Source organism: Rhizobium tumorigenes (assembly GCF_003240565.2).
GTDB classification, from domain to species: Bacteria; Pseudomonadota; Alphaproteobacteria; order Rhizobiales; family Rhizobiaceae; genus Rhizobium; species Rhizobium tumorigenes.
This window is the reverse complement of the sequence record NZ_CP117255.1, coordinates 1154026-1172740: the sequence shown is the minus strand read 5'-3', so window position 1 is coordinate 1172740 and position 18715 is coordinate 1154026. Positions and strand designations below refer to the sequence as shown.

Annotated in this window: 17 protein-coding genes and 1 tRNA gene; 16 read left to right on the top strand and 2 right to left on the bottom strand. The window is 59.6% G+C overall.

Going from position 1 to position 18715, the window contains the following annotated elements; all coding sequences use genetic code 11:
* Positions 1-271: 271 nt before the first annotated feature.
* Together PR017_RS05885 and PR017_RS05880 are read left to right on the top strand one after the other, a co-directional pair.
* Positions 272-601: a VanZ family protein gene (locus tag PR017_RS05885; RefSeq protein WP_240539005.1), complete on the top strand. Its 330-nt coding sequence runs from the start codon at positions 272-274 to the stop codon at positions 599-601.
* Positions 602-706: 105 nt separating this feature from the next.
* Positions 707-791, top strand: a tRNA-Leu gene (locus tag PR017_RS05880).
* An 81-nt stretch (positions 792-872) separates the two neighbouring features.
* On the opposite strand, the gene wrbA is transcribed toward PR017_RS05880, so the two are convergent.
* Positions 873-1469, bottom strand: a complete 597-nt coding sequence (gene wrbA, locus PR017_RS05875; protein ID WP_111220820.1) for an NAD(P)H:quinone oxidoreductase type IV — start codon at positions 1467-1469, stop codon at positions 873-875.
* A 292-nt stretch (positions 1470-1761) separates the two neighbouring features.
* On the opposite strand from wrbA, the gene PR017_RS05870 reads away from it, so the two are divergent.
* The 4 genes from PR017_RS05870 to PR017_RS05855 all read left to right on the top strand — a co-directional run bounded on the left by PR017_RS05870 (position 1762) and on the right by PR017_RS05855 (position 8759).
* A complete protein-coding gene (locus PR017_RS05870) occupies positions 1762-2532 on the top strand; it encodes a competence/damage-inducible protein A (protein ID WP_111220721.1) in 771 nt (256 codons plus the stop codon).
* A 70-nt stretch (positions 2533-2602) separates the two neighbouring features.
* Entirely contained in the window at positions 2603-3442 is an 840-nt protein-coding gene (locus PR017_RS05865) for a universal stress protein (protein ID WP_111220720.1), read from the top strand.
* 211 nt (positions 3443-3653) lie between these two features.
* Entirely contained in the window at positions 3654-4151 is a 498-nt protein-coding gene (gene gpt, locus PR017_RS05860) for a xanthine phosphoribosyltransferase (protein ID WP_111220719.1), read from the top strand.
* Between the two features lie 840 nt (positions 4152-4991).
* Positions 4992-8759 carry a vitamin B12-dependent ribonucleotide reductase gene (locus tag PR017_RS05855; protein ID WP_111220718.1) on the top strand — a complete coding sequence of 1256 codons (3768 nt, stop codon included), beginning with the start codon at positions 4992-4994 and terminating at the stop codon, positions 8757-8759.
* A gap of 163 nt (positions 8760-8922) precedes the next feature.
* Here PR017_RS05855 and PR017_RS05850 read toward each other — a convergent pair whose 3' ends face one another.
* The gene (locus PR017_RS05850) at positions 8923-9735 is read right to left on the bottom strand and encodes an oxidoreductase (RefSeq protein WP_111220717.1); all 813 of its coding nucleotides are present in this window, start codon (positions 9733-9735) and stop codon (positions 8923-8925) included.
* A gap of 86 nt (positions 9736-9821) precedes the next feature.
* Between PR017_RS05850 and PR017_RS05845 the strand changes: the two genes are divergently transcribed.
* The 10 genes from PR017_RS05845 to PR017_RS05800 all read left to right on the top strand — a co-directional run bounded on the left by PR017_RS05845 (position 9822) and on the right by PR017_RS05800 (position 18697).
* Positions 9822-10253 carry a winged helix-turn-helix transcriptional regulator gene (locus tag PR017_RS05845; protein WP_111220716.1) on the top strand — a complete coding sequence of 144 codons (432 nt, stop codon included), beginning with the start codon at positions 9822-9824 and terminating at the stop codon, positions 10251-10253.
* A 787-nt stretch (positions 10254-11040) separates the two neighbouring features.
* Positions 11041-12345 carry a hypothetical protein gene (locus tag PR017_RS05840; protein ID WP_133255598.1) on the top strand — a complete coding sequence of 435 codons (1305 nt, stop codon included), beginning with the start codon at positions 11041-11043 and terminating at the stop codon, positions 12343-12345.
* A gap of 240 nt (positions 12346-12585) precedes the next feature.
* Positions 12586-13092 (top strand): DUF992 domain-containing protein, encoded by a 507-nt coding sequence (locus tag PR017_RS05835; RefSeq protein WP_111220714.1) that lies wholly within the window; start codon positions 12586-12588, stop codon positions 13090-13092.
* A 154-nt stretch (positions 13093-13246) separates the two neighbouring features.
* Complete coding sequence (locus PR017_RS05830) at positions 13247-13906, top strand: alpha/beta hydrolase family protein (protein ID WP_111220713.1); 660 nt, start codon at positions 13247-13249, stop codon at positions 13904-13906.
* Between the two features lie 152 nt (positions 13907-14058).
* Positions 14059-15078 carry an Lnb N-terminal periplasmic domain-containing protein gene (locus tag PR017_RS05825; RefSeq protein ID WP_111220712.1) on the top strand — a complete coding sequence of 340 codons (1020 nt, stop codon included), beginning with the start codon at positions 14059-14061 and terminating at the stop codon, positions 15076-15078.
* Positions 15079-15280: 202 nt separating this feature from the next.
* The gene (locus PR017_RS05820; protein WP_111220711.1) at positions 15281-15526 is read left to right on the top strand and encodes a DUF982 domain-containing protein; all 246 of its coding nucleotides are present in this window, start codon (positions 15281-15283) and stop codon (positions 15524-15526) included.
* A gap of 181 nt (positions 15527-15707) precedes the next feature.
* Positions 15708-15878 (top strand): DUF3309 family protein, encoded by a 171-nt coding sequence (locus PR017_RS05815; RefSeq protein ID WP_206423179.1) that lies wholly within the window; start codon positions 15708-15710, stop codon positions 15876-15878.
* Between the two features lie 108 nt (positions 15879-15986).
* Positions 15987-17003 carry a ketopantoate reductase family protein gene (locus PR017_RS05810; RefSeq protein ID WP_111220710.1) on the top strand — a complete coding sequence of 339 codons (1017 nt, stop codon included), beginning with the start codon at positions 15987-15989 and terminating at the stop codon, positions 17001-17003.
* 308 nt (positions 17004-17311) lie between these two features.
* Entirely contained in the window at positions 17312-18271 is a 960-nt protein-coding gene (dapA, locus tag PR017_RS05805) for a 4-hydroxy-tetrahydrodipicolinate synthase (protein ID WP_111220709.1), read from the top strand.
* Positions 18272-18406: 135 nt separating this feature from the next.
* Positions 18407-18697, top strand: coding sequence for a hypothetical protein (locus PR017_RS05800; protein WP_111220708.1), 291 nt, complete (start codon positions 18407-18409; stop codon positions 18695-18697).
* The last annotated feature ends 18 nt before the right edge of the window (positions 18698-18715 follow it).

Below are 18715 nucleotides of genomic sequence, written 5' to 3'. Positions count from 1 at the left end.
TGTCTCTTCCGAAAGAATCGTAGCGGACAACAAGGCTCAACCCCTCATTTCTTTGGATTGACATCTACTTCTGGGGTGCACCCTATACGGCAAGCCATCATGATGATGGTTAGAGGCCCGCTATGCGCCTGGTGTATCCGGGTTGGCGGGCTTCGTCTTTTTTGGGCCGCTCTCCTTTCGGCGTCTGAATGCCAAGCCTTTATTCCGCCGTGAGCCTGTCTAATATGACGGTATGATGACACGAATCCTCCTGAAGGGCGCGGCATGGTCCATGCTAGCCTTTATCCTCTTTTCCACCGTTTCGCCGATAGACCTCAGGCCGTATACTCTGACGACGGTCAACATCGACCGCGCCGGCGCCTATGCGCTGGCCGGTCTGGTTTTTGTACTGGCCTACCCACGCCACTGGAAATCGATCGGAGTTCTTCTGGTCGCAGGCGCACTCGGCTTCGAGTTCCTTCAGGAATTCTCGCCTACCCGCCATGCAAGGCTGCACGACGCCCTCGTCAAGGGCGGCGGAGCAATTGCAGGCGTGGCGATGGGCTACGCCTTCAACCGCATCCGGGCGCGATGGACGCCGGACCTCCTGGTGGCCGGCTGAAGCAGCCATCCGGCCGAGGAAGACGCCACAGTTACCTCAGCTGCGTGCCGATATCCGAGATCACCGGGTTGACGGAATCGTCAAACTCGTTGATTTGGAAGGCAGGCGGACGTGGCGAAACTGGTAGACGCAAGGGACTTAAAATCCCTCGGCCTTGGCTGTACGGGTTCGACCCCCGTCGTCCGCACCATCTGATCTTCTTAACGCATCTGTATTTCATGCAAAAAGCGCGACCTCACGGCCGCGCTTTCTAATTATTCAATAGCGAAAATCAGGCGAGCTTGGCAGCAATCTTTGCCACGTGGGCGCCCTGGAACCTTGCGCCTTCGAGTTCGATTTCAGACGGCATGCGCGAGCCGTCGCCGTTGGTGATCGTCGTTGCGCCGTAAGGCGAGCCGCCCTTGACTTCTTCGGTGCCGAGCTGGCCGGCGAAGCTGTAGGGAAGACCGACGACAGCCATGCCGTGATGCAGGAAGGTCGGCAGGAAGCCGAGGATGGTGGACTCCTGTCCGCCGTGCTGGCTGGCAGACGACGTGAAGGCCGAGCCGACCTTGCCGACCAGCTTGCCGCCGAACCACAGGCCGCCCGTCTGATCCCAGAAGTTGCGCATCTGCGAAGCGACCGTGCCGAAGCGGGTGCCGGCGCCGACGATGATTGCGTCGTATTCGGCGAGTTCGTCGGCAGTGGCGATCGGCGCTGCCTGGTCCATCTTGTAGTGCGATGCCTTGGCAACCTCGTCGGATACCAGTTCCGGCACGCGCTTGACGACAACTTCGGCACCGGCCGACTTTGCGCCTTCGGCAACGGCATAAGCCATCGCTTCAATATGACCGTATGTGGAATGATATAGAACCAGGACCTTGGCCATTTTCTTCTCTTCCTTTGCTGGGAGTGTTGACGGCGCCGCATACGGCGAACCGGAGAGAATGCGTTTGATGAATTCCAACAGCATATATCGTGCCTCGCAGCATCCCTGTGCTGATGGTCGATAGTTAGCCTAACGGCGGTACCCATTCCAGATAGGGTGCCAGATACGGACTGTTCATTTATATTGAACGATTTTCTTTGGCGTTCATTTTTTGCGATCGAATCCGGGTCTTCCCGCGGGCGCGTTTTGCTGTAAGTTTCGCCGGAACCGTTGAGAGAAGGCAAAGACTGCTATGACAGACCAGATCATCACTGCCGCGATGCTCGCCATCGGCGACGAGCTTTTGTCCGGCCGGACCAAGGACAAGAATATCGGCCATCTCGCCGACATCCTGCTGCTCTCGGGCATCGACCTCAAGGAAGTTCGCATCGTCGCGGACGAGGAAGACGCGATCGTTGCGGCATTGAATGCGCTGCGCGGCACCTACGACTACGTCTTCACCTCCGGCGGCATCGGCCCGACCCACGACGACATCACCGCCGATGCGATTTCCAAGGCCTTTGGCGTTGCCTGCGAGCACGATGCCGAAGCCATGAAGCTGATGGCTGCCATGTACGAGCGCCGCGACATGCCGTTCACCGAAGCCCGCCAGCGCATGGCGCGCATGCCTGTCGGCGCAACCCATATCGCCAACCCGGTCTCGACCGCACCCGGCTTTACCATTGGCAACGTGCATGTGATGGCCGGCGTGCCGCAGGTGTTCCAGGCCATGCTGGACAATGTCATTCCCACCCTGCGCACGGGCACGCCGATGCTGTCGACGGCGGTTGCCTGTCCGTTCGGCGAAGGCGATATCGGCACACCGCTCGGCGCCATCCAGAAGGCTCATCCGGAAACCAGCATAGGCTCCTACCCCCGCTATCTCGGGCAGAGTTTTTCGACGGAGATCGTCGTGCGGGCGCGCACCGAGGCGGCGATGCAGGCTGCTGCCGAAGAAGTACGACAGATGATCGAGACCATCCGCAAGGCAAAGGTCGAGGAAAACCATTCGGCAGAGGCTTAGGGCGCAATTTCGTCACGCGGCGGAAACCGCCACATGACGGCAACGTCCATTCATGACCCAAGGAGATCCCATGGCCTTTAGAACCATCGTCACCATTCTGGACGTGCCGCAAAGTGCCGGCATCGCCTCCGATATTGCGTTCTCGCTGGCGGCTGGCAACAACAGCCATGTCATCGGCCTTCACGCCGAGATCGTGTCGCCGGTGCCGATGGTGGCGCCGATGGAAATCCCGGACCCGATCGCCGTACAGGCGCTGCAGGACATGGCCCGTAGCGAGGCCGCCACCATCGAGCAGTTGTTCCATGCCAAGGCGACGGCCAGCGGCGGGTCGTTCGAATGGCGCAGCTTTGCCAGTTCGGCCGGCTACGATTCGCAGCCCATCATCGAAACGGCCCGCAGCGCCGACCTGATCGTCGCGGTCCAGCCAGATCCGGCCCATCCTTCCGACGGACATGTGGATGTAGAAAGCTTCCTGTTCGAAAGCGGCCGGCCGGTGCTGATGGTGCCCTATATCCTCAAGGCTCCGAACCCGATCAGGCGCGTGCTGATCGCCTGGAACGGCTCGAAGGAAGCGGCGCGCGCCACCTTCGATGCGATGCCCTTCCTGGAAGCTGCAGACTCAGTAGAGATCCTCTCCATCGATCCGGCCGAGAACCGCAGCAACGCGCCGGCAACCGGCGCCGATATTTCGGCAGCGCTTGTGCGGCGGGGAATAAAGGCGACGCTGACGACAACGGAAAGCGCTGACAAGTCTGCGTCGCAGATCATCGAGAAGCGGCTGGCGGAAGACAGCATCGACCTGCTCGTGATGGGCGCCTATACCCAATCGCGACTATGGGAGATGCTGTTCGGCGGGACGACCAAGACCATGCTGAAATCGATGACGGCGCTGACCCTGCTGTCGCGCTGAGGGTAATACCGCATGCTCTTGCGTTTTGGCGGCAAATCCCGCTAATAACGGCGACCAAAAGCAGAAATCCCTTTCGGGACCTTTTTCGCGCAGTCGCTTTCGCTGCGCGAATTGCGTTTCGGGACCGGGCCTCGCCCGGCGGTGACTCTGCCTGCGGTCGTCGGTGATCCCCGGCGCGTCGTCATCCCCGTGCCTGCCGGAGCCAAGATCCATGTCCCTCCCCGATAAAGCCTTTCCCGTTTCCTGGGACCAGTTTCACCGCGATGCAAGGGCGCTCGCCTGGCGGCTTGCCGGTCTCGACCGTGAGTTCCACGCCATCGTCTGCATTACGCGCGGCGGCCTCGTGCCGGCGGCCATCATTTCGCGCGAACTCAACATCCGGTTGATCGAGACAGTCTGCATCGCCTCCTACCACGACTACGTCAACCAAGGCGAAATGGCCGTGCTGAAGGGCATCACGCCAGCGCTGCTGGAAAAGGGTGGCGAAGGCGTGCTTGTCGTCGACGACCTGACCGATACCGGTAAGACGGCCGCAGAGGTCCGTGCCATGCTGCCGAACGCGCATTTCGCATGTGTCTATGCCAAGCCCAAGGGCGTTCCGGTGATCGACACCTTCATCACCGAGGTCAGCCAGGACACCTGGATCTATTTTCCCTGGGACATGGGGTTCAGCTACCAGGAACCGATCGCCAAGGGCACGCGCGGCTAATCTTACAAGGCCGGCTTCCACGGAACCGGCCGCGGCCCGCCTCGGGCTTCGCCGTCTATCAAGTCTGTGAACGGCTATCGACGTTCCCCAACCCGGACGTCGCCCGCGAATCAAAGCCGCAGGATGATCGCACGGTGGCAGAATGCCCGGTGGCTCCCCGTCGCCTTCCTTTCCTCACCCGACCGATTATGGGCACACCTTCAAGCCTCGGCAATTGCTGGCATTTTGGCACGCGAATCGCTGCCACTTCTGGCCCATGGCACGTTACCGAGTGACCTTTCTGCAACGATGAAAATGTTGTCGTTTTTTCAGCCCCTGGAGCAGGCTGCGCAAGCCTTTATCGATAGCCGGATAGCAAGGTTGCCATGCAAGCGTCTGACTTTACGGGGCTTTCTCGTTTCCCCCAGTTTCCACAGGCTCACCCACAAGATATTGTGGTTAGCCGAACATTAAAAACCAGCCCTTGACGACCCCGCACGTTTCAAACTTAATGAGACCACGTTACGGCGGTGACGGACCGGATGTTGTAACGAGGCCGGTTCCTTTTCAAAAATCGAGTTTCAAATCGCGCTAGACGCCAATGACAGGCGTCTTCTCGAGGGCAGTTCCGATGATTGCGAAAGCGCTGCCGTGCACCACACGGGACTGGATAAATTGTCTGTTTAATACTATATTTAGTGTTTGCAGCCACAATCTCCACAAGATACAGAAGCCCATCTCCGGATGACGACTCCTGTACGAGACGGGATGAACACTGGCGGCGCGATGAAACGCGATGCCGGAAGACCATATTCGCGCCCCCTTATAAGGTCGGGCGCACCCCAAAAGAGGTAGACCCAGATGCGCATCGAAAGACGTTTCACCAAGCCCGGTCAGAGTGCTTATGCGGAGGTTGAATTCCGCAAGGCAATCAGCGAGATCAAGAATCCGGACGGGTCGATCGTCTTCCGCCTCGAGAACATCGATGTGCCTGCCCAGTTCAGCCAGGTTGCCGCCGATATCCTGGCACAGAAGTATTTCCGCAAGGCCGGCGTACCCACGCGCCTGAAGAAGGTCGAGGAAAACGATGTTCCTTCCTTTCTCTGGCGCTCTGTTCCCGATGAGGCTGCTCTGAAGGGTCTGCCGAAGGACGAACAAACCGGTTCCGAAATCGACGCCCGCCAGGTCTTCGATCGCCTTGCCGGCACCTGGACCTACTGGGGCTGGAAGGGCGGCTATTTCTCGTCGGAAGACGATGCGCTCGCCTTCCGCGACGAGCTCGCCTACATGCTCGCCACCCAGCGCGTCGCACCGAATTCGCCACAGTGGTTCAATACCGGCATGCACTGGGCCTATGGCATCGACGGCCCCGGCCAAGGCCACTATTATGTCGATCCGTTCACTGCCAAGCTCACCAAGTCGAAATCGGCCTATGAGCACCCGCAGCCACATGCCTGCTTCATTCAGTCCGTGGAGGACGACCTCGTCAACGAAGGCGGCATCATGGACCTCTGGGTCCGCGAAGCCCGTCTCTTCAAGTACGGCTCCGGTACCGGTTCCAACTTCTCCTATCTGCGGGGCGAAGGCGAAAAGCTGTCGGGCGGCGGACGCTCGTCGGGTCTGATGTCGTTCCTCAAGATCGGTGACCGGGCTGCCGGCGCCATCAAGTCTGGCGGCACGACGCGCCGGGCTGCCAAGATGGTGGTGGTCGACATCGACCATCCAGATATCGAAGAATACATCAACTGGAAGGTCAAGGAGGAGCAGAAGGTTGCTGCCCTCGTCACCGGCTCCAAGGTCGTTGCGCGCCACCTGACGGCGATCATGAAAGCCTGCCTAGAAGGCGGCAAGGACGACCCGTTCGACCCGATGAAGAACGTCGCGCTGAAGCGCCAGATCCGTGCCGCCAAGCAGGACCAGGTGCCGGAGAACTATGTCCAGCGCGTCATCCAGTTTGCGCGTCAGGGCTATACCGACCTCAAGTTCAAGACTTACGACACTGACTGGGATTCGGAAGCATACCTCACTGTATCCGGCCAGAATTCCAACAATTCGGTCTCCATCAAGGACGACTTCCTGCGCGCTGTCGAACAGGATGGCGACTGGAACCTGACCGCCCGCAAGGACGGCCGCGTGATGAAGACGCTGAAGGCCCGCGACCTGTGGGAAACGATTTCCTACGCCGCCTGGGCGTCTGCCGATCCGGGCCTGCATTTCAACACGACGATGAACGACTGGCACACCTCGCCGGCTGAAGGCCCGATCCGCGCTTCCAATCCGTGCTCGGAATACATGTTCCTCGACGACACCGCCTGCAACCTCGCCTCGCTGAACCTGCTGCAGTTCAAGGATGCCACTACCAAACGCATCGACATCGCCGATTACGAACATGCTGTCCGCCTGTGGACCGTCGTGCTGGAAATCTCGGTGATGATGGCGCAGTTCCCGTCCCGCCAGATCGCCGAGCGCTCCTACCAGTACCGCACCATCGGTCTCGGCTACGCAAACATCGGCGGCCTGCTGATGTCCTCTGGCATTCCCTACGACAGCGACGATGCCCGTGCCATTGCCGGCTCGCTGACGGCTATCATGACCGGCGTCTCCTACGCCACGTCGGCCGAGATGGCGTCCGAGCTCGGACCCTTCCCGATGTTCAAGCCGAACCGCGAATCGATGCTGCGCGTCATCCGCAACCATCGCCGCGCCGCCTATGGCGAGACGACGGGCTATGAGGGCCTGTCGATCAACCCGGTCGCCCTCATCCATTCCGAAAACCCTGATCAGGATCTGGTCGCCCATGCCAAGGCTGCCTGGGACAAGGCGCTGGCGCTCGGCGAACAGCACGGTTACCGCAACGCCCAGGCCACCGTCATCGCACCGACAGGCACCATCGGTCTGGTCATGGATTGCGACACGACCGGCATCGAGCCGGACTTCGCACTGGTGAAATTCAAGAAGCTCGCCGGTGGCGGCTACTTCAAGATCATCAACCGCGCCGTACCGGAAGCGCTGCGGGCGCTCGGCTATTCCGAGAGCCAGCTGGCCGAGATGGAAGCCTATGCCGTCGGCCATGGCAACCTGAACCAGGCACCGGCCGTCAACCCCGGCAGCTTGCGCGCCAAGGGCTTTACCGACGACAAGATCGAAGCCGTCAACGGCGCGCTGAAATCTGCGTTCGACATCAAGTTCGTGTTCAACCAGTGGACGCTGGGTGCCGACTTCATGCGCGACACGCTGGGCGTCACCGACGCGCAGATGGCCGACATGGGCTTCAACCTGCTCGACCACCTCGGCTATTCCAAGAAGGAGATCGAGGCGGCCAACATCCACATCTGCGGGGCGATGACGCTGGAAGGCGCGCCGTTCCTCAAGGACGAGCATCTGGCCGTGTTCGATTGCGCCAATGCCTGCGGCAAGATCGGCAAGCGCTACCTGTCGGTCGACAGCCACATCCGCATGATGGCCGCCGCACAGCCCTTCATCTCAGGCGCCATCTCGAAGACCATCAACATGGCCAACGACGCGACCGTCGAGGATTGCAAGAACGCCTACATGCTGTCTTGGAAGCTCGGCCTGAAGGCCAACGCGCTCTATCGCGACGGCTCCAAGCTTTCGCAGCCGCTGAATGCATCGCTGATCGACGACGACGACAACGAGGATGCGCTGGAGGAACTGCTGCAGCAGCCGGCAGCGGCACAGGCCGTCACCATCACCGAGAAGATCATCGAACGGGTGATCGAGCGCGTCAGCCGCGAGCAGGAGAAGCTGCCCGGCCGCCGCAAGGGCTACACCCAGAAGGCCAAGATCGGCGGTCATACGCTGTTCCTGCGCACCGGCGAATACGACGACGGCCGCCTTGGCGAAATCTTCCTCGACATGAACAAGGAAGGCTCGGCACTCCGCGCGCTGATCAACAACTTCGCCATCTCCGTATCGCTCGGCCTGCAATACGGCGTGCCGCTCGAGGAATATGTCGACGCCTTCACCTTCACCAAGTTCGAGCCGGCCGGCATCGTACAGGGCAACGACGCCATCAAGAACGCCACGTCGATCCTCGACTACGTGTTCCGCGAACTCGCCGTCTCCTATCTCGGCCGTCATGACCTCGCCCATGTCGATACGTCCGACTTCAACAACACCTCGCTCGGTCGGGGTGTTTCGGAAGGCAAGGCCGATGTCGTCTCCAAGGGCCTGACACGCGGCTACAAGCCAACTCTGGTCGGCAAAACCAACGAGCCGAAGGGGGCTGCCACCGCAGTTCCTGCCAAGGCGTCGTCGGGCGGCGCCACGATCACCGCATTCTCCGGCAGCGCGGCGCGCAAGATCGAAACGATCGCCGCGATCTCGACATCGGAAGTCGTCTCCTTCAAGCGCGAATACGACGAACGCGCCAAGGAACTGGCCGAGGAAATGGCGGAAGAAAACACATCGTTGTTCTCGGACGAAGCAGCCGATGCCGCGGCAACGGCGAAGGCCGAGGCCAAAAAGCTGGAAGCCGAACGCCGTACCCGCTCGATCATGCAGGGCTACACCGGCAGCATGTGCGGCGAATGCCAGAACTTCACCATGGTCCGCAACGGCACATGCGAAAAGTGCGACACGTGTGGGGCGACCAGCGGTTGCTCGTGATTGGCGGAATGTCGTTCAAGCTCGGCGCTAAACCGAACTGACAATGAAAATGGGCGCGCTGGAAACAGCCGCCCATTTTCAGTTGAAAGTCTAAAATGTCCTTTGGCAGGTGCCTTAATGATGCATTGCATGTCGGGCGCCCCCATTCCTACCCAACCTGCTCTTAGGCAGGCAAGCCGTTGACTTTGCGCAGGATGCGGTCGACCAGGCGCTCGGGCATGAAACGGCGGAGTGAGCGGGCCTGGGTGGACTGCTTGCCGGCGGAGTAGCGCAGCTTCGGCCGTTTTGCCGTGGCTGCTTTTACGACCACGTCGGCCACCACACCAGGTTCATCGCCGGCTTCAATCCAGCTGCGCATGAGCTTTTCGCTGCGCTCGCGCTCGGAGGCGTAGGCTGCCAGCGGACTGTCGGCGCGCGTCAGGTTTTCCTCGAATGAGGTGCGCGTCACGCCGGGCTGGACGAGGACGACGCGGATGCCAAATGTACGCACTTCATGGTCGAGCGATTCCGAGTAGCCCTCTATCGCGTGCTTGGTCGAGGCATAAAAGGCGTTGAAGGGCGATGGAATGAGGCCGAGGATCGAGCTCATGTTGATAATCCGGCCGCTCTTCTGCCGGCGCATCGCTGGCAAGACGGCGTTGACGACACGAGCGACGCCGAAGACGTTCACATCGAACAGCCGCTGGGCCTGCGCAATGGACGATTCTTCCGCGCCACCGAGAAGGCCGATACCGGCATTGTTGACCACGAGATCGATACGGCCCGCCTGATCCAGAACAGTAGCGATAGCGGCCTGCACGGACGCCTCATCCGTGACGTCGCAGACAAGCATGGCGACACCTGCAGTGCTCGCGACAGGCTTGCGGCTGGTTCCGAAGACGCGGTAGCCCGCTTTTGCCAACGCCTGTGCCGTCATCAGACCGATGCCGGAGGAAGCGCCTGTCACCAGCGCGACGCCGTTATTTCTATTTGTCATCTCATCAGCTTTCCAAAGGAGTGGATCAATGTCCAGAGGCGTGTTACTATCTTTTTGATACTTTGTCACTATCGAAAAGATACGAAATGGAAAATCCTACACCGCTGCAATGCCCGGTCGCTCGAAGTCTTGAGGCAATCGGAGATGCCTGGAGCATTCTCGTCCTGCGGGACGCCCATGCCGGCCTGACGCGTTTCGACCAGTTCCGTAAGAGCCTCGGCATCGTTCCGACCATGCTGACCAAGCGCCTGAAAGCGCTGACCGAAGACGGCCTGCTCGAGAAGCGCCTATACTCGGAGCGCCCGCCCCGGGAAGAATACGTCCTCACAGAGGCCGGTCGCGACTTCCTGCCTGTCCTGATGTTGATCGGCGCATGGGCACACCGTCATTGCGACGGGGAACTCGCACGCTACATCGACGTCGAATCAGGCCATGAAATCGAACCCATCGCCATCGATGCCGTGACCGGCGCAAGGCTAGGTACACGCCCCCTGCGGCTAGGTGCTCCGGGTTCCTAAAGGCAATCTGCCATGATGGCGGAAGGACTGAAGCTGCCAAGCCGCCAAGTCTCGCCGCGCGGAGATGCAAGCACAAGAATGCCTCGAGGCCGCAACGTGCTTTTTAAAACAGACGCAGTGACCATTACTTCCCGAATAGAAGTCATCGAATAACGCGATTTCATTGAATCGCGAACGATATCCACTGAATTTTGAGATCGGGTGCGAAATGAAACACGGACAGAAGTGGTGAAAAGAAATTGGCTCGCATGTCTCCCGGCAATGGAGCACCATGACCATCGCCGTCAAAATTGACGTTTGAACGAAGAAAAATATGCGAATTTCCGGCCCCGGGGAACGAAATCAAGGAAATTATATTTATTTCATTTATAGATAATTCCAAATTAGCAAAACGAGAAAAATGTTCGCGTATTCACAGTGAACATTTCTACTGATATCTACCTTCCAAAACCTGAATATATTAACTGTTCCCGATTTTATTGACATTGTAACTTTGCTTTTCGGCCACTACGAACAAAAATATTCGGAATAATTCTCCAAAAATTTAGAGCGTCTGTGACTTTTTCCAGCCATCCGAGACGATTGATTTCCGTCTAATCTAGCTTGACTTCGCTATTACTCACCTTAGGCTGAAAGGGCGACAGTCGGTTACTTTGCCGAGACGGTGCATTGATCTTACACACCTATTTGGCGTCTAGGACACTTGGAGCGAGCAACCTGCGCTTGCTTGCACTCTTCATCAAACGCGCCCTAAAAGTCTCTGAATTTTGTGACTTTGGGAACGAGCGTGAACTCAAAAACAACGATGAAATTGACGCTGGGTGTGTTTCTGGCGGCCGCTGCATTATGGACGTCCTGGAACATCTGGCGATACGCTGTCGACATTCCTTTCCAAGACGGATGGGAGTTTTTCTACCGGTATCAGGCTTTCAAGACGGGATCGTTTGAGCTTAGCGATCTCACCAGCGCCCACAATGAGCACCGGGTCTTCGTGCCCATGACGCTTCTGACCCTGAATGCGCTCCTGCTCGATTGGAACATCAAGGCGACGCTGCTATTTTCCGTTCTGCTGGCCACCCTTACGGCGTTTGTTCTCATCTGGTTGGCGTATTCTACTCTTAGGCAACGCGGTGTCGACCACCTGCTTGTTTGCATCGTCATTGTCATGCAGATTTTTAACATGGCTCAGTTTGCGAATTGGCTATGGGAGTGGGACTTTCAGTGGTTTATTGCAAACGTGCTGGCTGTCGGTACCTTCGTGTTTCTCTTTGTTGCCACGCGGCGAGACACACCTTCCATTTACGTGGCGCTTGCGGCTCTCTCTGCATTTGCAGCCTCCTTCTCCCTTGCTAGTGGACTGTGCCTATGGCCGCTCGGCTTCGTCTATTTGTTGATCGAACCACGCCTGCGCAAGTTTGCAGTAATCTGGCTGATCGCCAGTGTTGCGGTATTCGTCCTCTATTTCTATGGCTTGCCTGCTTCAAAGGCCCCACCTGCGCCGTCATTCGGCAAATGGATTCCGATGATTGCGGAATTCACCGCTAGGCTGCTGGGCAGCACGCTCGACAGCAAGTTCGTCTGGGGCGGTGTACTTATTGTCGTCGGGGCGGTGGCAAGCCTGCTTTGCCTTAGCTCGGAAGATAAAAGGTCCCGCGCGCTTCCCTGGATCGGAATCGCTGCCTACGCTGGTGGCGGCGCTCTTATGGCTGCCGTGGGAAGAGCGCATTGGCTCGGTCCACAAGAGGGAAGCCAGACACGCTATAGCACCATAGCGGGAATCTTTGTCCTTGCCGTGGCTGTAATCGTTGTCATCGCGGCGAGCCGGAAAATGGCCCGCGTTGCTGCGTCAGCGTTTGCAGTGGTTTTGGTGGTCCAAGCGGCGATACACTATCCAGTCGGCTATGCAGGGTTTTTCTGGCTCTCGACCAGAATGGCGGACGGGCGGGAATGCCTTTTGCGGGACAGCCATGACAATGACTGCGTTGCTAAACTGTATTTTGCCGAAGGCGTTCAGAGCGTGCGAGACAAGTGGCAAAGACTGCGAGAACTAAACTGGCGGGGGACGCACGAAAACAATTCGCCTAGCGGCTGAAGTTTGGCTCACTGACAATTTAAGTATTAACTAGAAGAACTTTCGTTGTTTGGCAGGTAAACGCCGACAATTCTACAACCTGCCAGCAGCGTTGACGTCCCGCTGTGGTGGCTGAGAGCAGCAAGCCAGCGCGCAAGACTACGACAGTCCCGGCGAGGTTTCGGTCGCATGTCCAGACGCGTGATTGAACCTTCTGAGACCTGCTGCGTTCTTCGGGCATCAATCACCGAGGACCTACGCATGAAAAATCTTGTCATCATCGCCGCCACTGCCGCCGTTGCATTCGCCTCCGTTGCGGATGCTGCCCCAAGGCACAAGGGCACCGGCGTTGTCGCTACCCAGCCGAAGGAGCGTCTTGGCACGCTTTCCTGCACGGTCGCCGGTGGCGTCGGCATGATTCTCGGATCCAGCAAGGCTGTCAGCTGCGAGTTCAAGCAGCGCAACGGCAAGGCTGAACACTATGTCGGCTCGATCGGCAAGCTCGGCATCGATATCGGTGTGACCGGCAAGGCCTACCTGAGCTGGCTCGTATACAACGTCAACCCGACCCGCACCGGTGAAGGCGCACTGGCAGGCAACTATGTCGGCGCTTCCGCCGGCGCTTCGGTCGGCATCGGCCTTGGCGCAAACGCTCTGGTCGGCGGTTCTTCCAAGAACTTCGGCCTGCAGCCGCTCAGCGGCGAAACCAGCACGGGCCTGAACGTTGCAGCCGGTGTTGCACAGCTCAACCTGCGTCTCGCCAAATAATGTAAAAGTCGCTGTCCGGAGCCGACGCACGGCTTCGAACGGCCTGTTCACGAAGGCCTTCGCTCACTCGAGCGAGGGCCTTTTTCGTGGTGGTGGAAACAAAACTCCTGTCCACCGTAAGGGATATCGTCCCTGTAACCTGCCGAGGTGCCTCATGACGTCAGTTCTCATCCCGGAATTCCTGTTATCCGGCGGTGCCGACGCGCCCTACACCATACTACTCGCCCACGGTGCCGGCGGACCGATGGACTCGGGCTCGATGTCGGCGGCATCGGATGCCTTGGCGACAGCTGGCTTCAGGGTCGCCCGCTTCGAGTTCGCCTACATGGCAGCCCGACGCATTTCAGGCGTTCGCCGGCCGCCGCCGAAAGCAGAGATGCTGATGGAGGAATATCGCACGGCGGTGACGGCACTCGGGTCTCACGGTCGGCTGATCATCGGCGGGAAATCGATGGGTGGACGGGTCGCCAGCATGATCGCCGACGAACTCCGTGACGACAAGGTAATCATCGGCCTCCTCTGCCTGGGCTACCCCTTCCACCCGCCGGGCAAGCCGGACAGCCTGCGGACGGCTCATCTGCGGCATTTGCGGACGCCGACGCTGATCTGCCAGGGGACGCGTGATCTTCTGGGTTGCCGCGACGAGGTGTTGCACTATGACCTGTCTGACAGCATCGAGTTGCTCTGGCTTGAAGACGGCGATCACGACCTTAGACCGCGCAAGACGATTTCCGGCCATTCCGCTGCAGAACATCTGGCGACGATGGCCAATGCTGCAATGCAATGGGCGCAATCCGCAGCCAGCTTGCAATAGCGACCTCCGGCGCCCGTCGAATTCGCTCCGCGCGAACCAATTGAACGGATGAATGTGGCCGGCGGCGATATCTTCCTACCACCCTGTTGCCGAACTCCACATCGGCGCCACTTTCACCAGCGAAAACCCCGTCGGTAGCGAGGAATAAACCGTTGAAGACTATCGGCCGCGCCCTGCTTTTGTTCGGGCTTACCCTGCTCGTCGTCGCCGTCACAGCGTGGGTGTCTCTTGCCCTCTGGTATCGCCTGCCCTTGCCAGAGGTATGGCGCGCCGTCTGTGCCGGTATCTTTGCCTTGGGCGGGCTTGCTACGGTCGTTGGCCTGTTCGTCCGCCGAAGAGCCTCATGTCTTGCGTCATTCGCGGTCGCCTCCGTGCTTGTTATTGCCTGGTGGACGACGATCATGCCCCCGTCCACAGCAGACTGGGCACCTGATGTGGCGCGTCAGGTGACGGGCAGGATCGAGGGTAACCAGCTTATGCTCACTGATGTGCGCGCGTTCGAGTGGCGGAGCGACACGGATTTCACCCCGCACTGGGAGACCAGGAGCTACGATCTCGGAACGGTCAGGACGGTCGACCTGTTCATGTCCTACTGGTCGGGCCCGCTGATGGCCCACATGATCGTCAGCTTCGGGTTTGCCGATGGGCGGCAGCTGGCTTGGTCGATAGAGGTGAGGCGTCGAAAGGGCGGAGCCTTCTCCCCCGTCGCCGACCTGTTCAAGAGCAATCCACTGGTGATCATCGCCGCCGACGAGCGCGATGTGGTCGGTGTGCGCTCGAATGTGCGCGGCGAGGACGTGCAGCTCTATCGTATGAATATCCCTCCGGCCGGAGCGCGGGCACTGCTGCTGGCCTATGTGGCTGACGCCAACGCGCTTGCCGAAAAGCCAAAATTCTACAACTCTCTGACGACCAACTGCACCACGGCAGTCATCAAGATGGTGCGGGCTGTGGGCGACGCCCTGCCCTTTGACTGGCGGCTCATCGTCAACGGTTATGTCCCGGATTATGCCTACGACCAGAAGGCGCTCGATACGCGTTTGCCGCTCGAAGAGCTGAAGCGATTGTCGCATATCGACGAAAAGGCCAAGGCCGACGGACTATCGCCCGGGTTCTCCGCGCACATCCGGGAGGGCGTGCCTGCGCCGTTGTCACCCGATCAGACCCCGTGAGACCGGATTGTTCCTGGTGGCACACCGCTGGCCTCATGAGCGGGTTCAAGTCCTCCATCATCTGCCTCTCAGTCTGAATCCGCAAAGTCGGCTAACCATCGGCACTTGCTGTATTCTTCAGATTTGCCATCAGGCGCTCGCACAGGCTTCAAAAACCGCCTATGAGGGATCCTTCGGCAACCATCATGAAAAGGTCCGCAATATGGACACCCCCTGGAAACAGCCGGTTACCCTTGCGCTCGAAGGCCCGGAAACCTTTGTGACTATCGCCACGACCCAGGCAGCGTCCTGGGCAATGATCGAGGATTGGCCACAGGAGGACGGTCCGGCTCTCGACCGGGCGCTGCTGATCTGCGCCGAGGTGCGGCAAGGCAAACGGACAGACGAGGACGCCCGGAAGGCGTTTATCGCCGCCGCTATGGAGGCCGGCATCGCCATCCGACCGTAGAAACACCATGCAACGGCGCCGTCCGTCACTGGCCAATACCGGTCATGTCAACATTGTCGAATTGTCGCAAGGCTCCATGGACTAACGACTTTGCGGTTCTATATGGCCGATCATACCGGACCTCTCCAAAGCATTGGCTTTGTTGTGATTTGTCGGGATGCTAAGCAAGGGAGCGATCACCGTGGGAACGATTCTGATCATCGTAATTCTGGTTTTGTTGTTGGGTGGCGGTGGCGGTTACTATGCCCATGGTCGTTACGGCGGACGTGGCCTCGGCGGCGTGCTGGGCCTGGTATTGATCGTCCTGATCGTCTTGTGGCTGCTTGGCGGCCTGCACGGCGGCGCGGTCTGACCTGATTGTTGCGCCAAGCTCCTTGCCGCAAGGTCTGGGGTTTGGCGCATCGGTGCCACGGCGAGCGCTGTCAATACGAAACGTCCATCTGAGATCGCGGAGATTGCAATGCCCTCGTCATCGATCAAGACAGTCTGCATTTATGGCGCTGGCGCGCTCGGGGGCGGCATCGCGACGCGACTGGCCAGCGGAGCCCTGGCCGGTGTCACAGTTTCAGTCGTAGCGCGCGGCGTTCATCTCGATGCCATTCGGCAGCACGGCCTCAAGCTCTGGACGGCGGGCGCAACGGAACCGCTGACAGTGCAGGTACATGCTACGGACGATGCCAGCACACTACCTGCGCAAGATCTGGTCATTACCGGCCTGAAGGGCCATCAACTGGGCGGAGCAGCGGCAGGTATCAGTGGCCTCTTGCATGCCACCACCCGCGTCGTCATGGTGCTGAACGGCATACCCTGGTGGTATTTTCATCGGGACACCCAGAGCAAGCATACGGAGACGCAATTCGAGGAACTGGACATCGGCGGTGCCCTGTGGCGCTCGGTCGGCCCCGACCGGGTGATTGGCTGCGTTGCCCACCAGGGCGCAGAAGTAACAGCGCCGGGGGAAATCCATCTCAGCAACGACGGTCGCTTCGTACTCGGAGAGCCGTCAGGCGAGAACACGGCTGACCTTCAGGCGATTACCCAACTCATGACGTCCGGCGGTCTCAATGTCAGCACGACGCCCCTGATCCGCAACGAGATCTGGAGCAAGCTGATGGGCAATGCCGCCTTCAACCCGATCAGCGCACTGACGAGGGCGAGGATGTCCGACATCATGGCCGACCCGGCGCTCGCCAATATGGTCGCGCAGGTGATGACGGAGGTCAAGGCTGTGGGCGAAGCGCTCGGTGCAAGCTTCACGATGTCGGTCGAGCAACGGCTTGAACAGTCGAAGCGGATCGGCGATGTCCGCACGTCTATGCTGCAAGACCTGCTTGCCGGCAAGGCACTGGAAATTACGCCACTCATCGGCATGGTCGTGTCGTGTGGTCGCCTTTCCGGCGTTGCAACGCCGACATGCGAAGCGCTCCTCGCTCTCGTAACACAGCTTGATCGCGAAAATCGACGCTGTTCAGGCTAACCGCCATTGCCACAGGCGACCGCCATTTTTATGAAGTCTTTATTTTGAGACCTGCGGGCTCGTATGGCTTTCCTATGAAGCCCGGCATTACCATCGCTGCATCGATTGCAGAGGTGAACCATGCCCCACGCCACCTGGCCCAAGCGGCCTGACCCTGCCGAACCCGATCGGCTTGCCTGCTCATGAGCCAGACCAACCGCCGTCGCCTGCGGGCGCGCCGTACGGCGATGATCATGCTTGCGCTCGGCATCGTGCTCGGCAGCGTCGAGATCGCCATCCTGTTTTCCTATCTGTGAGCAGCCATTCCCATGAGAACGAATTACCTCGACAGCGCCGCCCGCAAGCCGAGCATCGGCGGCGCGATCACATCGCTCATCACCCCCTTTCGCGATGATGCCATCGACAGCAACGCGCTGATGGACCATGTGTCCTGGCAGATCGCCAGCGGCATCGACGGTCTTGCTGTCTGTAGCCTCGCCGGAGAAGGTCCCGTGCTATCGGATCATGAACGGCAGACCGTCATTGCTATCTGCGTGGAGACGGCAGCGGCCAAGGTACCGGTCATTGCAGCGACGGGCAGCAATTGTACCGCCAAGACGATCGCAGCGACCCGGCAGGCCCGCAACGCCGGTGCGTCTGCCGTGCTGATAACCGTCCCCTATTATTCCAAACCCACGCAGCGTGGCATCCTTGCCCATTTCGAAAGCATTGCCGACGCCACCGATCTGCCTTTGATCATCGACAACAGGCCAGCCCATGCAGGGATCGACCTCGCGCCGGTTACGATCGAAAGGCTCGGCGAAATCGGCAGCGTCATAGGCATCTGCGACGGTGGCGGAGACATTGGTCGCCTCGGCGCGTGGACGGAGTTGCTGCCACGACGTGTCGGTCTCTATACCAGCAATGACGCCGTAGCCCTCGGGTTTGCAATGACAGGCGGTGCCGGTTGCTTTTCTGAGGCCGCCAACGTCGCGCCGCAGATGAGCGCTGCTCTCCAGCACCAAGCCGCCGCCGGTAACCTCGCGGCCGCTCTCAGCCTGCAGCAGCGCTTGCTTCCGCTGTGGCAGGCTCTTGCTGCCGAAAGTATCCCCGCCGCGCTCAAACAAGCGCTGCAGCTGGACGGCAGGCCTGTCAGCACGGCGGTACGCTTGCCGCTGGTCTCAGTGGAACCCGAGACGGAGACTGCTATCCGCGACGCGCTGACCCTGCTCCATGGCCTCGAGCACAAGCCCTGCACTGTTGTCCCGACCTCCAAGGCAGGTCCATGAGGATATGAGATTTTAATATTCCGGGGTGTCGCCCGAAATGGAAACCCTATGCCTGCCGGCATACATTCATAACCGTGGCGCAGCGCCGGTAGAATACCGGCCGATGCCAGACAAAACTGCCTGAAAGGAATGTCAATGCCCCGCTCCAATACCCAACGCGACGAAGCCGAACCGCTCCAACGTCGCTCGACCGGCTCACTTGCTGCTTCGTCCGCTGCCCGCTTCCTGGTCGGGCGCGACGGTCACGGCGGCTGGATCGTGCAGGACCGCCTCGGACGTATCGGCGGTCTCTTCGCCAACGAGACTGCAGCGCTTCACTTTGCCCGCGAGGAATGTGACCGCAATCCTGCCGAAGTCTGCCAGTTGCCCGAAAATATTGTGCTCGGCTTCGACGGGTTGGAAATCAAGTCCTTCACTAGCCATTAAGTTGCGTTGATAGGTCCG